17 protein-coding genes are annotated in these 14,303 nt (G+C 68.0%); 9 read left to right on the forward strand and 8 right to left on the reverse strand.

The window, feature by feature from the left end; translation table 11 throughout:
• Positions 1–114 precede the first annotated feature (114 nt).
• Entirely contained in the window at positions 115–834 is a 720-nt protein-coding gene (locus J0J01_RS23540) for a DUF1194 domain-containing protein (RefSeq protein ID WP_296385155.1), read from the forward strand.
• On the opposite strand, the gene J0J01_RS23545 is transcribed toward J0J01_RS23540, so the two are convergent.
• Entirely contained in the window at positions 809–2,143 is a 1,335-nt protein-coding gene (locus J0J01_RS23545) for a hypothetical protein (RefSeq protein ID WP_296385157.1), read from the reverse strand. The genes J0J01_RS23540 and J0J01_RS23545 overlap by 26 nt on opposite strands.
• Before the next feature lie 54 nt (positions 2,144–2,197).
• Here J0J01_RS23545 and J0J01_RS23550 point away from each other — a divergent pair, with 54 nt between their 5' ends.
• From J0J01_RS23550 to J0J01_RS23565, 4 genes are read left to right on the forward strand one after another with little or no spacing between them, the layout of a single operon-like run.
• Complete coding sequence (locus tag J0J01_RS23550; RefSeq protein ID WP_296385160.1) at positions 2,198–2,941, forward strand: aldolase; 744 nt, start codon at positions 2,198–2,200, stop codon at positions 2,939–2,941.
• A 22-nt stretch (positions 2,942–2,963) separates the two neighbouring features.
• Complete coding sequence (locus J0J01_RS23555) at positions 2,964–3,575, forward strand: hypothetical protein (RefSeq protein ID WP_296385162.1); 612 nt, start codon at positions 2,964–2,966, stop codon at positions 3,573–3,575.
• Positions 3,576–3,605: 30 nt separating this feature from the next.
• Positions 3,606–4,154 (forward strand): carboxymuconolactone decarboxylase family protein, encoded by a 549-nt coding sequence (locus tag J0J01_RS23560; protein WP_296385164.1) that lies wholly within the window; start codon positions 3,606–3,608, stop codon positions 4,152–4,154.
• A gap of 13 nt (positions 4,155–4,167) precedes the next feature.
• Positions 4,168–4,782, forward strand: a complete 615-nt coding sequence (locus tag J0J01_RS23565; protein WP_296385166.1) for a LysE family translocator — start codon at positions 4,168–4,170, stop codon at positions 4,780–4,782.
• On the opposite strand, the gene J0J01_RS23570 is transcribed toward J0J01_RS23565, so the two are convergent.
• Positions 4,763–5,707, reverse strand: coding sequence for an RNA polymerase sigma factor (locus tag J0J01_RS23570; RefSeq protein ID WP_296385168.1), 945 nt, complete (start codon positions 5,705–5,707; stop codon positions 4,763–4,765). The genes J0J01_RS23565 and J0J01_RS23570 overlap by 20 nt on opposite strands.
• A 141-nt stretch (positions 5,708–5,848) precedes the next feature.
• Between J0J01_RS23570 and J0J01_RS23575 the strand changes: the two genes are divergently transcribed.
• Genes J0J01_RS23575 through J0J01_RS23585 form a run of 3 tightly spaced genes read left to right on the forward strand, consistent with a single transcriptional unit; the run spans position 5,849 to position 6,997 of the window.
• Complete coding sequence (locus J0J01_RS23575) at positions 5,849–6,427, forward strand: ferritin-like domain-containing protein (protein WP_296385169.1); 579 nt, start codon at positions 5,849–5,851, stop codon at positions 6,425–6,427.
• A 2-nt stretch (positions 6,428–6,429) separates the two neighbouring features.
• A complete protein-coding gene (locus J0J01_RS23580) occupies positions 6,430–6,810 on the forward strand; it encodes a cytochrome c family protein (RefSeq protein WP_296385170.1) in 381 nt (126 codons plus the stop codon).
• A 49-nt stretch (positions 6,811–6,859) separates the two neighbouring features.
• On the forward strand, positions 6,860–6,997 hold the full coding sequence (locus tag J0J01_RS23585) for a CorA family divalent cation transporter (protein WP_365738082.1): 138 nt from the start codon (positions 6,860–6,862) through the stop codon (positions 6,995–6,997).
• On the opposite strand, the gene J0J01_RS23590 is transcribed toward J0J01_RS23585, so the two are convergent.
• The 6 genes from J0J01_RS23590 to J0J01_RS23615 all read right to left on the reverse strand — a co-directional run bounded on the left by J0J01_RS23590 (position 6,994) and on the right by J0J01_RS23615 (position 13,078).
• Positions 6,994–7,461 carry a hypothetical protein gene (locus J0J01_RS23590; protein WP_296385171.1) on the reverse strand — a complete coding sequence of 156 codons (468 nt, stop codon included), beginning with the start codon at positions 7,459–7,461 and terminating at the stop codon, positions 6,994–6,996. The genes J0J01_RS23585 and J0J01_RS23590 overlap by 4 nt on opposite strands.
• Positions 7,462–7,471: 10 nt before the next feature.
• A complete protein-coding gene (locus tag J0J01_RS23595; RefSeq protein WP_296385172.1) occupies positions 7,472–8,251 on the reverse strand; it encodes a cyclase family protein in 780 nt (259 codons plus the stop codon).
• A 23-nt stretch (positions 8,252–8,274) separates the two neighbouring features.
• Positions 8,275–9,039, reverse strand: a complete 765-nt coding sequence (locus J0J01_RS23600; RefSeq protein WP_296385174.1) for an SGNH/GDSL hydrolase family protein — start codon at positions 9,037–9,039, stop codon at positions 8,275–8,277.
• Positions 9,036–10,139: an OpgC domain-containing protein gene (locus J0J01_RS23605; protein ID WP_296385176.1), complete on the reverse strand. Its 1,104-nt coding sequence runs from the start codon at positions 10,137–10,139 to the stop codon at positions 9,036–9,038. Before J0J01_RS23605 ends, J0J01_RS23600 begins: the two co-directional genes overlap by 4 nt.
• A gap of 96 nt (positions 10,140–10,235) precedes the next feature.
• Positions 10,236–11,036: a PAS domain S-box protein gene (locus J0J01_RS23610; RefSeq protein ID WP_296385177.1), complete on the reverse strand. Its 801-nt coding sequence runs from the start codon at positions 11,034–11,036 to the stop codon at positions 10,236–10,238.
• A 32-nt stretch (positions 11,037–11,068) separates the two neighbouring features.
• Positions 11,069–13,078, reverse strand: coding sequence for an MHYT domain-containing protein (locus J0J01_RS23615; protein WP_296385180.1), 2,010 nt, complete (start codon positions 13,076–13,078; stop codon positions 11,069–11,071).
• Between the two features lie 71 nt (positions 13,079–13,149).
• Between J0J01_RS23615 and J0J01_RS23620 the strand changes: the two genes are divergently transcribed.
• The gene (locus J0J01_RS23620) at positions 13,150–13,866 is read left to right on the forward strand and encodes an alpha/beta hydrolase (RefSeq protein ID WP_296385182.1); all 717 of its coding nucleotides are present in this window, start codon (positions 13,150–13,152) and stop codon (positions 13,864–13,866) included.
• The last annotated feature ends 437 nt before the right edge of the window (positions 13,867–14,303 follow it).

The raw sequence follows: 14,303 nt of genomic DNA on the forward strand, positions 1-14,303 counted from the left end.
CATAGGTCACCAGTAAAATCTGAGGCGCATAAGCGCTGAAGGAAACGCCGGAGCCCCGCTCCGGCGTTTTTCTTTTGCGTCCGGTTCTTGCATGATCGTCAGGCGGAGGCGGACATGAAGCGACGAACCGCACTTGTGGGCTCGCTGGCGACATTGGCCAGCCCGATCGCGGCGCGTGCGCAGACCGCGGTCGACCTGCAGCTGGTGCTGGCGGTCGACGTGTCGCGCTCGATCGACGAGGTCGAGGCCGAGCTGCAGCGCCGCGGCTATGTCGAGGCGCTGACCAGCCAGCGCGTGATCGACGCCATCCTGTCGGGCGAGCAGAAGCGGATCGCGCTCTGCTATACCGAATGGGCCGGCACGCATTACCAGGTCGTGGTGATCGACTGGACAGCGATCGACAGCCCGGCCGCCGCGCGCCGCTTCGCCGAGAAGCTGGCCGAGGCGCCGCGCACCTCGCAGAGCTGGACCGCGGTCGGCGCCGCGCTCGCCTTCGCCGGCCAGCGCTTCGACAATTCGGGCTTCGAGTCCAAGCGCCGGGTGATCGACGTCTCCGGCGACGGCCGCACCAACGACGGTCCGCCGGCTGAGCTGGTGCGCGACCGGCTAGTGGCGCAGGGCATCGTCATCAACGGCCTGCCGGTGATGATGAACCGCAGCAACTTCGGCCGCCCGCCCGACAGCGGCCTCGACAAGTACTACGAGGAGAACGTGATCGGCGGACCCGGCTGCTTCATGATCCCGGCGGCGAGCTTCGACGATTTCGGCCGCGCCGTGCGCAGCAAGCTGGTGCGCGAGATCTCCGCGATCAGCCCGCGTGCAACACCTGCCTGAGCCGATCGAACGGCGCCGGATCGCGCATCAGCTGCACCGGCATGCCGAGATGGCCGAGGCGGTAGCGGAAGACGTTCGCGTCGGGCAGCCGCCATTGCCGCGCCAGGGCGAGGCCGTGCGGATAAGGCACCCAGCGGTCGGTCTCGCCCAGCACCGAGACGATGCGCGACGGATCGAGCACCGGCCGCTCGGTCGGATCGATCGCCTGGGCGAGCGGCGTCAGCATCTCGCGCGTCCAGCCGGCCGCCTGCAGCGCGCGATCGATGCCCAGCAGCGCCGGCAGCTCGCCACCGAAAGTCACCTCCTCGAGCCGGCCGGAATGGCTGATCAGCATCATCGCATCGGGCCGCGCCTCGGCCGGCCAGCGATCGCAATGGCTCGCGACCTGCTGCGCCACGAAGGAGCTGAGAGAGATGCCGGCGACCGCGACCCGGCCGCCGAAGCGGCCGCGCGCCCAGGCCGTGATCAGCGCCGTCTCGAGCGCCTGGCCGACGATCAGGTCGCGCGTGCCGCCCGGCGCCAGCGCGAAGAACGGCTCGCCGCCGTAGAAGCCCGGCATCGTGCGCATCCCGTGATAGGGCGAGATCGGCTCGATCACCCGCCAGCCCATCGCCGCCAGCTGCCGGCCCGAATCGCGGCCGGCCGCGAACTGATCGAGCTCGAGGCAGAGCCCGCTGCCGAAGATCAGGGTCTCGCGCGCGCCCTCCACCGGCTCGATCAGCCGCGCGTACACGGCCTCGCTGCCCGGCCGCTGCATCAGAGCCGGCGACGGCGTCGGCGCGCGCAGCCAGCATTCGCTCAAGCCCTCGCGCACGAAGGGACGCGAGACCTCGATCGACCGCGCGTCGAACGCCGTGCCATAGAGCGCCGCTGGATCGACCGCGAGCGCATCGGGCGGATCGATCCGCCAGCGCGCGAGCGGCGGCCGGCGCGGAAACAGCAAGGGATAGAACATGCCGCGCGTCATCTGATGCAGCGTCGCGGCGCGGCGGCGGCGGCCGTCGAGCGCCCCCGGATCGGCGGCCTGCCCGGCATCGAAGATCGCTGTCTCCCAGGCCTGCCGTGCGACGTCGGCGGCCCGCCTCAGCCGGCTGTGATGCGCCAGCAACGGCCGCAGCGGAACCGACGACCAGAAAGCCGGCAGCGATCCCATCTCCCCGCGGAACCGCGCTACGTCTTCGCCGGCCGCATTGGCCGCCGCCCACAGCCGCGACAACGGCATGTAGCGCCGCAGCCCGAACAGCCCCGCGACGTCGAGCCAGGGCCGCGCCAGCAGGGCGCCGAGCGGCGACTCCAACAGGACATTCATCGACAGATACCGTATCGCACGGCATCATTGGCCGGTTTTGGAGGAGCGTAGAGGATGTTCGTCAACGATCCCGTGACGCAGGCGCGTCTCGACCTGACGACGGCGCTGCGGGCGGCCGCGCGGCACGGGCTGAGCGAGGGCGTGTGCAACCATTTCAGCATGGCCGTGCCCGGCCGGAAGGATCTGTTCCTGGTCAATCCGCAGGGGCTGCACTGGTCGGAGATCACACCGGCTGATCTGGTGATGGCCGACGGCGAAGGCAACGTCATCGAGGGCAAGTATCCGGTCGAGGCGACCGCCTTCTTCATCCACGCCCGCATCCACCAGGGCAACAGGAAGGCCCAGGTGGTGCTGCACACCCACATGCCCTACGCCACCGCGCTGACCTCGATCCAGGACGGGCGGGTCGAGATGTGCACCCAGAACGCCTTCCGCTTCTGGAACCGCATCGCCTACGACGAGATGTATGCCGGCGTGGCGCTCAGCAACGACGAGGGCGACCGCATGTGCCGGGCGCTCGGCGTCAAGGACATCCTGCTCCTGCGCAATCACGGCGTGATCGTCACCGGCCCGACCGTGGCGCAGGCCTATGACGATCTCTACTACCTCGAGCGCGCGGCGATGGTGCAGGTGCTGGCGATGCAGACCGGCCGGCCGCTGCACAACATCGACGAGCAGCTCGCCGAGTTCACCGCGCGGCAGATCGCCGACGGCGCCGGGCAGGCCGACCTGCATTTCGAATCGCTCAAGCGCCTGCTCGACCGCGACGAGCCGGGCTGGCGCCGCCTGGCGGCCTAGAGGACGACACGGGGAGAAGACAATGCGTATCGCGACCAGCCTGATGGCTCTGTTGGCCTTGGCGGCGTTTCCGGCCCATGCCCAGCTCGTGGCCCCTGGCAACACGCCGGGAGTCGCGGGCGGCCCGAAGCTCGGGCAGCTCGAGATCAAGGCCTATGCGGGAGCGATCCCCAAGGCCAAGACGGCCGTGCAGCTCACCTCCGACACCTCGCTGTCGCGCAACCTGCGCCGCCAGGTGATGATCCGGCTGGCGCGCCGCGGCAACGACGTCGGCTTCTCCGGCGGCAATGTCATGCGCATGGACGTGAGCTACTTCGACTTCAACAGCGGCACCGGCGACAGGCCCACGATCGGCGGCAATCCCGGCTATGACGGCCCGGGCGCCAACCCGCGTCCCGAGCTGCCGCGCAACAAGTTCGAGCAGCGCAACGGGTTGCAGGGCTCGGTCAGCTCGCCGACGCTGCGCATCGTGCTGACGCTCTATTCGGTCGACGGCGGCAAGGTGCTGTGGGCCGCCACCACCTCGTGCCCGACCTATGCCGGCACGGCCGAGAACACCGGCATCGCCATGATCGACACGATCTTCGACCAGGCCGACAAGAACCGCGTCGCCGACGCCGGCTGCCCGCTCTAGCAACCAAGCCCTCTCCAGGAAGGAAACGCCATGCCGCGTCTGACGCCGCTCGACCTCAACAAGCTCACGCCCGAGCAGAAGAAGGCGGCCGACGCCATCGTCGCCGGCCCACGCGGCGGCCTGCGCGGGCCGTTCGAGCCGTGGCTGCGCCGGCCCGAACTCGCCGACCGGGCGCAGAAGCTCGGCGAGTATTGCCGCTTCAACAACTCCCTGCCGCGCGATCTCTCCGAGCTCGCGATCTGCCTGGTCGGCCGGCACTTCAAGGCGCAGTACGAGTTCTACGCTCATGCGCGGCTGGCCAGGGAAGCCGGCCTCTCCGCCGAGATCGTCGAGGCTGTCCGGACCCGCCAGACGCCGCCCTTCACCCGCGAGGTCGAGCGCGTGGTGTACGACTTCGTCACCGAGTACCTCGAGACCAACCGCGTGTCGGCGGCGAACTACAAGCGCGCGGTCGATGCCTTCGGCGAGCCGGGGGTGGTCGATCTGGTGGGCGTGAGCGGCTACTACATGCTGGTGTCGATGACGCTCAACGTCTTCGAGATGCCGCTGCCGCCGGGCGAGCCGGAACCCCTAGCATAGTGCCGCTCGCCTGATGAGCTTTCTCCTCTTCCTCGCGGCGGCGTCGATCATCGCGCTGTCGCCGGGGCCGGGAATCTTCTACGTCGCCGCGCGGACGATCGCCGGCGGCCGGGCCGAGGGCCTGGCCTCGAGCTTCGGCACCGCCATCGGCGGGCTGGCGCACGTGGCCGCGGGCGCGGTCGGCGTGTCCGCCCTCGTGATGGCCAGCGCCGAGGCCTTCACGCTGCTCAAATGGCTGGGCGCGCTCTATCTGATCTGGCTCGGCTGCAAGACGATGCGCGAGGCGCGCATCGACGTTCCGGCCGGCGGCGCCACGGTCGGCAGCGCGCGGGCCTTTCGCGACGGTATCGTGGTCGAGGCGCTCAATCCGAAGACGGCGGCCTTCTTCCTCGCCTTCCTGCCGCAGTTCGTCGATCCGTCGGGCGCGATCTGGCTGCAGTTCCTGCTGCTCGGCCTGGTCTCGGTGGTGCTCAACACCGCAGTCGATGTCGCGGTCGTGTTCGCCGCGGCGCGCGCCCGCACCTTCGCGCTCGGCCGGCCGGCCTTCCTGCGCCGGATGCGGACCGGGGCGGGGCTGGTGATCGCCGGCCTCGGGATCGGGCTGCTGCTCAGCCGCCGGCCAGCCTGATCAGCAGCGCGACAACGGCCAGCACCAGCACGCCGCTCGTGATCTGCCAGAGCAGCGGCCGCCGCATCGCGATTCTCTCGCGCGCGAGCCCCTGCTCGATACGGTTCCACACCTGCGCCGGCGCCGGCCCAGTGTCCGGCATGAATTCGGTCAGCAGCGCCAGCCGGTCTTCCCAGAGATCGACGGCGCGGCAGTAGCGGGCATCGCGCTCGCGCCGGCGCTCGAAGCCGCGTCGAACGATTTCCGGAAGACCGCCGGCGGCATACTCGGCGGCGACCAGCTCGCGGCCACCGAGCTCGTTGCCGGTCAGGCAGCGATTCATCTGCGCGAGGCCCCGCCGCACCCAGCTCTTCGCCGTGCCGAGCTGCACGCCCAGCCGCTCCGCCAGCTCGCTGTGGGTCAGCCCCTCGAAATAGACCAGGGTGATCGAGCGCCGATGGTTCGCCGGCAGATTGGCGAGGCATGAATTGACCCGCCGCGCGTCCTCGCTGCGCATCGCGCGATCGGCGGGATCGGGCTCGCCCAGCACCATCGTCTCCGCATCCAGCGCTTCCTGGACGTGCTCGCGCCGTTGCAGCGTCGCCCTGGCCGTGAGCGCGCGATTGCGGACGATCCTGACCAGCCAGCCGTAGGCGGCGCCCTTGCCCGGCTCGAAGCGATACGCCCAGCGCCAGACGCGCAGGAGGGAGTCCTGCAGCACGTCCTCGGCGACATCCTGCCGGCCGACGATGCCGCGCGCGATCGCCAGCAGGCGGCCGCCGGTCAATTCGTAGAGGCGGGCGAAGGCGCGCTCGTTGCCCATCGCGACCTCGGCGAGCAGCAGCGCCAGGGGATCGAACGACGTCGTGTCGGTCGACGGGCGCGCGATCATCGGTGCGACGCCGAGGGTCGCCATGCCGCGGCGGAGATTGAAAAGCTCGCCCATCAAATCCCTCTACCCGCCGGCCCGCCGATCGGATGCAGGCCGCGGCGAAAAAATGAACCGGTCGGTGGCGCATCCGTGGCGGCGCTTTCCGGGGTTTGCCGAACGACGGACCGCAGTTCGTCAACCTGCACGGAGAGAGCCATGACCATCACCAAACTCGACCTCCTGCCCGCCAGGGGCAAGCGCCGGACCTTCCTGTCCGGCTTCACATTGTCGGCAACGGCGATCGCCCTGCTGGCCGGCCGGGAGCGGCTCGGGCTGGTCGGCGCCGCTTCGGCGCAGACCGCCAATAACGACGTCACCATCCTGAACTCGGCGCTGGGCGCGGAGCAGCAGGCGATCGCCGCCTACCAGCTCGGCGCCGACTCGGGCCTGCTGCAGAAGGGTGTGAAGGACCTCGCCGTCCAGTTCCAGGGCCATCACAAGGCGCATGCCGATGCGCTCGCCAAGGCGGTGACCAAGCTCGGCGGCAAGCCGGTGGCGGCGCTGAAGGACTACAGCTTCCCCAAGGACAAGCTGAAGTCGCAGAACGACGTGCTGACCTTCGCCGCCTCGCTCGAGAAGGGCGCGGTCAGCGCCTATCTCGGCGCCGTGCCGATCCTCGGCGACCGCGACCTCGCCAAGGCGGCCGCGTCGATCCTGGGCGACGAGGCGATGCACTGGGCGGTGCTGCGCCAGGCGCTCGGCCAGAACCCGGTGCCCGACGCGTTCGTGTCCTGATCATGAGACTCCTCGCCGCGTTCTTCGTCGCGCTGTTTGCGAGCGCGTCGGCCCTGGCAACCGACGGCAATGCCGGGCGCGGCGAGGAGATCTACACCCGATGTCTCGCCTGCCACGCACTGGCGCACAACCGCGTCGGCCCGCGCCATTGCGGCCTGTTCGGGCGCAAGGCCGGCAGCGTGCCGAACTACGCCTACTCGTCGGCGATGAAGAAGTACGGCGTCACCTGGAACGAGGAGACGCTCGCCCGCTTCATCGAGAACCCGCTGAGGACGGTGCCCGGCACCAAGATGGGCTATGCCGGCGTCAAGGACCGCCAAGAGCGGGCCGACCTGATCGCCTATCTCAAGCAGGCGACCGCCGATCCCAAGCTGTGCGAGTGAGGCCGCGATTTCCAGCGGCGCCCACCTGCGTATCCTTCTGGTCGATTTCCTGGCGGGCATCTACGGCATGAACTTCCAGAACATGCCCGAGCTGCACTGGCAGTACGGCTACTACGTCGCGATCGCCGCCATCCTCGGCCTGTGCGGCTGGCTCCACTGGCGTTTCCAGCGCGTCGGCTGGCTCTAGGCGCCCGCCCTGTAGCGAACGGGATTCTCGGGATCCGCCTCGAAGACGCGGGCTACCTCGGCGAACAGCGATGATACTGCGGAAACCTGCAGGTCATCGAACGTCTCGAAGCTGAAATTGTTGCCGCCGCTTCGACGCTCACCCAGCTTGCCGGCATAGGACTGCACGATCGGCGCGCCGGCCTTGGTGACCGACACATAGACGCTGATGTAGTTCTTCTGCAGGGCCACGCCGATCACCGGCCAGTCGATCAGCGTGCCCGACGGTGTGGCGTAGCGATATTTCCCGTAGCCTATCATCTTCATGCGCATGCCAGGTTCACCCGGCGGCGTGCCCCTGTGAAAGTGCCGCTTCAGGCCCGGCGCCGCCTTTCGAAGCAGTGCGTGAAGGCGAACGAGGTCGGCTTTCCTCGCCGCGTCGAAGTCGAGATAGGCCTCCAGGCTGTCGACCTCGACGCGGAACACCGGGTGTCCCTCAGTCCTCGAAGATCGCCACGGCGCGGGTCCAGCCGGCGGAGGCGCCGCGGATCTTGTGCGGGAAGCAGGCGATCGTGAAGCCGTCGCCCGGCAGCGATTCGAGATTGTGCAGCTTCTCGAGATGGCAGTAGCCGATGTCGCGGCCGGCCTTGTGGCCTTCCCAGATGATCGAGGGGTCGTGGTCGCGCGCCCATTTCTGGGCGGTGAAGTAGAACGGCGCGTCCCAGCTCCAGGCGTCGGTGCCGGTCAGCCGGATGCCCTTCTCGAGCAGGTACATGGTGGCGTCGTAGCCCATGCCGCAGCCGGCATTGACGTAGTCGTTGTTGCCGTAGCGCGAGCCCGCGCGGGTGTTGACCACCACGATCTCGAGCGGCTGCAGCTCGTGGCCGATCCGATTCAGCTCGTCGTCGACCTCCTTCGCGGTGATGACGTGGCCGTCCGGCTTGTCGCGGAAGTCGAGCTTCACGCCGGGCTGGAAGCACCATTCGAGCGGCACCTCGTCGATGGTGATGGCGCGCTCGCCCTTGTTCATCGTCGGATGGAAGTGATAGGGCGCGTCGAGATGGGTGCCGTTGTGGGTCGAGAGATTGACGTTCTCGACCGCCCAGCCGGCGCCATCGGGCAGGTCTTCCTTCTTCAGCCCGGGGAAGAAGCCGGCGATCTGGCCCGCCGTGTCCTCATGCTTGTGATACTGGATCTTCGGCCCGAACGGCGGCGGGTCGGAGATGACGTCGTTCTCAAGGTAGATCGACAAATCGACGAAACGACGCTTCTTCATTGGGCCTCCCGCGACGGAAAGGCTTACTGTGAAGTCCTGGGCGTTCCCGTCAACCGGCGCGGGTTGATCGCCTCGAGGATCGACTGCGACAAGAGCCTGCCGATGCACTTCTGGCCGAAGTCGTTGAGATGCAGGCCGTCGTTGGTGACGAACTGCGCGTAGGGCATGCCGTCATTGTACCAGGACCGCATGATCTCGAAGCGGCGGAACAGGCCCGCGCTCTTCTCCTTGGCGACGTCCGCCATCACCCGCGCATATTCCTCCTCGTCGGGCAGCGCCACGACGGCGGGGACGTACTGCAGGTTCATCATCACGAAATTGGCGCCCAGCGAGTGGCCGATGTCGATGCCGGCGCGCAGCTTCTCGGCGAACTTGGTGAGCGGATCGCGGCGGATCGCCGAATTGGTGCCGACCTGCCAGACCACGATATGGGCATGCTCGGGCCTTACGTCGGTTTTCATGCGGTCGACCATCTCGGCCGCGTCCTGGCCGCCGACGCCCTTGTTCCAGACGTGGACCTTGATGCCGGGCATCGCCGCCTCGAGCTTCATCTTGAGCTGGGCGGGATAGGTGAATTGCGGCGCGGTCGCCCCGTAGCCCTGGGTCGAGGACGAGCCCATGGCGACGATGCGCAGATCGCGCTCCTCGGCGACGGCGGTCTTGGCGATTTCCAGCGGATTGCCCAGTTCGAGCAGATCATGCGCGGCGCGGCACTGCTTCTCAGCCACTGCGCCGGTCGTCCATAGCGCCACCGTTCCCACAACGGCGGCGAAGCCCCAATGCTTCATGCGCGCACCTTCCCCTGCGCCTTGAACCAGCTGGCCGTATAGGCGAACAGCGACATGATGACCAGACCGGCAAGGCTCACGAGCACCTGCGACACGATGGAGTCTTCGTAGCGGGCAACGACGATTTGGGCCGTAACGGCGAGAAAAGTACCCAGACAAAATACCGGCAAAGAGTGCTCTCCGCACCTGCGAATCGGCTCGAAAATCCGCCACTTCAGGAACTGGGCGTTTGGCCGCACCAGAAACCGGACCAGCCAGGCCAAGGCGGCAAAATGGATGAATCTCAGGATATCGAGGTTGGTCTTGTCGATCGGGTAGATCTGCCGGGCGATCCAGTCCGGAATGAGGCGTTCCAGTGAATTATAGTGCCACGACAAGGCGATAAAGGCGGCGAAGGCGAGGTAGGCGACGGCCAGCGCCGTCACGGTCTTCGACCAGCGGTCGAGGATGGCGAGCCGGTGCGCCGACACCGCCAGGACCGCCCCGCTGTAGAAAGCCACCTGCCAGGCCATGGGGTTGAAGAACCAGACCTTGTCGTCGGGATAGCCCGGCAGGTTCCAGGCGAAATGGCTGGTCACGGCATAGAGGGCGAAGGAGCCGGCGATCACCGCCGCCGGCCAGCGCAGCAGCGCCGGCAGGGCGAAGGGAAAGGCGGCGAGCAGCACGATATAGAGCGGCAGGACGTCGAGATTGACCGGCCGGAACTTGAGCAGCGCCGCCTCGAGGATCGCCTGGTAGGGGTTCTGGCCGAGGCCGAGCAGCTGCATCTCCTCGATCAGCTGCGTCGTGTCGCGGGCCATCGAAACCCAGGCGATCTGGGCGGTGAAGGCCACGAACAGCAGGATGTGCGCGACATAGAGCTGCCAGACGCGGCGGTAGATGCGGATGGCGGCGCGCGGCCAGCCGTCCTTCAGCATCATGCGGCTGTAGGCGATCACCGCGGTGTAGCCGGAGATGAAGACGAAGATCTCGGTGGCGTCGCTGAAGCCGTAGTTGCGCACCGTCAACCAGCTCACGAGGTTGTCCGGGATGTGGTCGAGATAGATGAACCACAGCGCGAGCCCGCGGAAGAAATCCAGGCGCAGGTCGCGGCCGGGCATCAGATAAGGGGGCACGGGCGCGGCGGCTGACATGCGGAGCAATTGGTACCGCAGCTCCGCGCCCCGGACCACGTGTGACCGGTGCTCGGGGACGGCTCAGAGTCTGCTCAACACGTCCTCGACCTTCCGCGCGAGCTCATGCTTGCGATACGGCTTGGGCAGGAACTGCACGTTGGGCGCAAGTTGGCCCTTGCCGACGAGCGCATCCTCGACATAACCGGAGGCGAACAACACCTTGAGGCCGGGGCGGATCGCCATCGCCCGGGCCGCGAGGTCGCGGCCCGCCAGCTCGCCCGGCATGACGACGTCGGTGAACAAGAGCTCGATCTGGTTGTCCTGCCGCAAGAGTTCGAGCGCATCGGCCCCGTTGGTCGCGGCAATCACGCTATAGCCCAGGCTGGTCAGCTGGTCGGTGGCGATGCCGAGGACGCCCTGGTTGTCGTCGACCACCAAGATCTTGGCGATGCCGCGCACCGGAGCGTCCGCCGCGGCCGGCAGGCTCGGAACCGCCGCCGCCAGCCGCCGCGAGCGGTCGATGTCATGCACGATCAAGCCGAATCCGACGACAGTGTTCGCGGCGTCGGTAATCGGCCGCGCCACGATGTTGGCCTGGAAGCGGATGCCGTCCTTGCGCACAAGCTGGCGGTTGGTCTCGTGCCGGCCCAACGGCGCGGCACTCGTGATCAACGCCCCGGTCTCGCTGGCCTCCGGATCCATCCGGGCATAGAGCTGCGAGAAGCTTGCGCCAATCGCCTCGTCTGCGCTGTATCCCAGCAGCGCCCGTGCGCCGGCGTTCCAGATCAGGATCCTGTCCGCACTGTCGACCACGGCGATGGCGTAGTCCGACAACTCGTCGACGAACAGGCGCGCCAGCTCATACTCGTTCACGCTCGACACGACTCCCCTCCCCAACGCCGGCCGCCTCGGCCTTAGCCCTGCAGCGCGGCATCCCCAACTGCCTGCCCTCCACCCCTGGAGAGCGCGCTGCGAACGATCCTGGCAAGATCGGCCTTCTGATGCGGCTTTGCCAGCAGCATCACGCCGCTGTCGAGACGCCCGTCGTTCAAAAGCGCGTTTTCCGAGTAGCCGGACATGAACACGACCCGGGTGCCCGGCCAGGAGCGCACGATCTCGTCGGCCAGGCCCTTGCCGTTCAGCCGGCCCGGCATCACCACGTCGGTCAGCACCAGGTCGAACCGCTCGCTGCGCAGCAGCGCCAGGGCCTGCTCGGCGCCGCCCGCCAGGTGGACGTCGTAGCCGAGGGCCTCCAACTGCTCGCCGACGATGACGCGCACGGCGTCCTCGTCCTCGACGACCAGGATGCGCTCGCTGCCGCCGGGCGGCGCCTCGCGCCGGACCGGCGCGATCGCCGACGACCGCTGGTCGCTGCGCGGGAAATACATCTTCACGGTCGTGCCCTGGCCGGCCTCGCTGTAGATCTCGATGTGGCCGTTCGACTGCCGAATGAAGCCGTAGACCATGCTGAGGCCGAGGCCGCTGCCCTTGCCTGGCGGCTTGGTGGTGAAGAACGGCTCGAAGGCGCGCTTGGCGACCTCGGGCGGCATGCCGGTGCCGGTGTCGGTGACCGACAGCAGCACGTAGTCGCCGGCGGCGATCTCGTCCTCCTGGCTCTCCACATAGTCGCGATCGAGGGTGACGTTGCCGGTCTCGATGGTGATGCGGCCGCCCGTCGGCATGGCGTCGCGGGCATTGATGCAGAGGTTGATCAGCGAGGTCTCGACCTGGGTGCGGTCGACGTTCACGGTCCAGAGCTGCGCCGCGCCTGCGGTCTGCACCACGACGTGCTCGCCGAGCGTGCGCCGCAGCAGTTGGCCGGTCGCCGCCACGATGTCGCCGAGGTCGGACTTCTCCGGCTTGAGGATCTGCTTGCGCGAGAAGGCCAGTAGCTGGCGCGTCAGCTCGGTGGCCTTCTGCCCGGCGTCGCAGATCTGTTGCGCGCGCTTGGCGATGCGCGGCGACACCGTCTCGTCCTCAAGGATGGCGTCGGCATTGGCGAGCACGATCGTCAGGATGTTGTTGAAGTCGTGCGCGACGCCGCCGGTCAGCTGACCGACCGCCTCCATCTTCTGCGCCTGGAAGAGCTGCTCGCGGGTCCGGCGGTGGCTGTCCATCGCCTCGGCGCGCATGCGGGCTTCCTGCGCGACGCGCCGGTCGAAGATCACGGCGACCAGCGCCAGCAGCAGGACCAGCGAGGCGATCAGGGCGATGACCGCGGCGAAGGCCGCTTCGTCGATGTCGGTCACGCCGACGCGCTGGCCATCCGCCGCGAAGCAGTAGGTCGACGCCATCGCCGTGTAGTGCATCGCGGTCACGGCGAAGCCCAGGATCAGCGCGCCCACCACTTCGCGCTGGCCGCCCAGCTGCGCCGGCCGGACGCGGCTGATCCATTCGCGGGTCTGCAGGGCCAGGATGGCGAGCAGGACGGCGACGCCGATCGAGGCCGCGAACAGGGTCGGGTCGTAGCGGACGAGGGCGTCGAGCTGCAGCGCCGACATGCCGGTGTAGTGCATTGCGCCGATGCCGGCGCCCATCAGCGTGCCGCCGATCAGCAGGCGCGGCGTGGTCACGACCGGCCGCGCGACGACATGCAGGGCGATCGCCGCCGCCAGGATCGCCGGCACGATCGACAGGGCCGTGATGCCCGGATCGTAGGACACCGGGATCGGCAGGATATGGGCCAACATGCCGATGAAATGCATCGCCCAGATGCCGCCGCCCATGGCGATGGCGCCGATCGCCAGCCAGCCGAGGCGCAGGCCGGCATCCCGCAGCTCGGCGATCCGGGTGGCGAACTGCAGGAAGGCGTAGCTGCCCAGCGCCGCCACCAGGTACGACAGCAGCACGAGCGCGTAGTTGTAAGATCCCGGAATGGCCTGCGAAGGGTCCACGCCGAACGCGAAGAATTGCGAAAGAGTCATCGAGGCCTGCCCCTGCCGTCGACGGGTTCTCCGGTAAGATCATAGCCTACTTCCAGCGATCGAGGGAGAGAATGACCAAGACGCCGCTGCTGCTCGTGCCGGGCCTGCTGTGCTCGCCCCGCCTCTACGCGCCCCAGGTGGCGGCGCTGAAGGACATCGCGGAGGTCGTCGTGCCGGACTGGCGCCGGGCGCCGCTGTCGATCTTCGACAGCTGGGACGGCACCGCCCGCTGGGTGCTGGACCAGGCGCCGGCGCGGGAGTTCGCCCTGGCCGGCCTCTCCCTGGGCGGCATGATCTCGGTCGAGATCATGCAGATCGCGGCGGAGCGGGTGACCAGGCTGGCGCTGCTCGACACCGGCATGCGCAGCCAGACCCCGACCGAGCAGGCGATCCGCCGCAGCCGCATCCGGCTGGCCGACGAAGGTCGCTTCGAGCTGGTGCTGGGCCTGCAGATGTCGCGCTTCATTCCGGCCTACCGGCTGCCCGACAAGGCGCTGGTCGACGCGGTGATGGCGATGTGCACCGAGACCGGCGTCGAGATCTACAAGCGGCAGGAGGAGTTGGCCGCGGTCCGCGTCGACCGCCGGCCCGACCTGCCGAAGATCAGGTGCCCGACGATCGTGGTGTGCGGCCGCGACGATGCGGCCACGCCCCTGTTCATGTCCGAGGAGATCGCGACGGCCATCAAAGGCAGCGAGCTGATCGTCATCGAGCAGTGCGGCCACCTGGTCACGATGGAGAAGCCCGAGGAGACGAACGCCATCCTGCGCCGCTGGCTCGGCGCTTAGCAGGCTGTCCGCCTCCCGTCCCACCCGTCCCAAGGGGGTGTGGGACGGCCTGGATGCCGATGGCGACGGCATCGGAGGCCTGCGAGTCCCAAATTTTTTTAGCGAATTCCCCGGCTCGCGTTTTGCTTCGCCTCCGGCGCAGCGCATACAAGGCCAGCATCATCATGCGCGCGACTCTGCACGAAGGCGCGCCAGACACCTATTATGGGCAATGGCCGCTAGCGTTCCCTAGGGAATCGGGGGCGAGACTCGCGTTCCATTGCCCATAATGAGGCTCGCCGGCACGGACTTATACCAGCCGACGAAAATCCTGACTCTTGCGAGATTTGAGTTTCCCTTCGCTGCAATGTTCGATTCTGTGTCTCCGGTCGGCGTATTGCGGCGGAGGACAGCATGGGGCTCAAGATCGAGGTGACGCGGCTGGAGCTGTCAGCGAC

Source organism: Reyranella sp. (genome assembly GCF_017305915.1).
In the GTDB taxonomy this organism is placed as follows: Bacteria; Pseudomonadota; Alphaproteobacteria; order Reyranellales; family Reyranellaceae; genus Reyranella.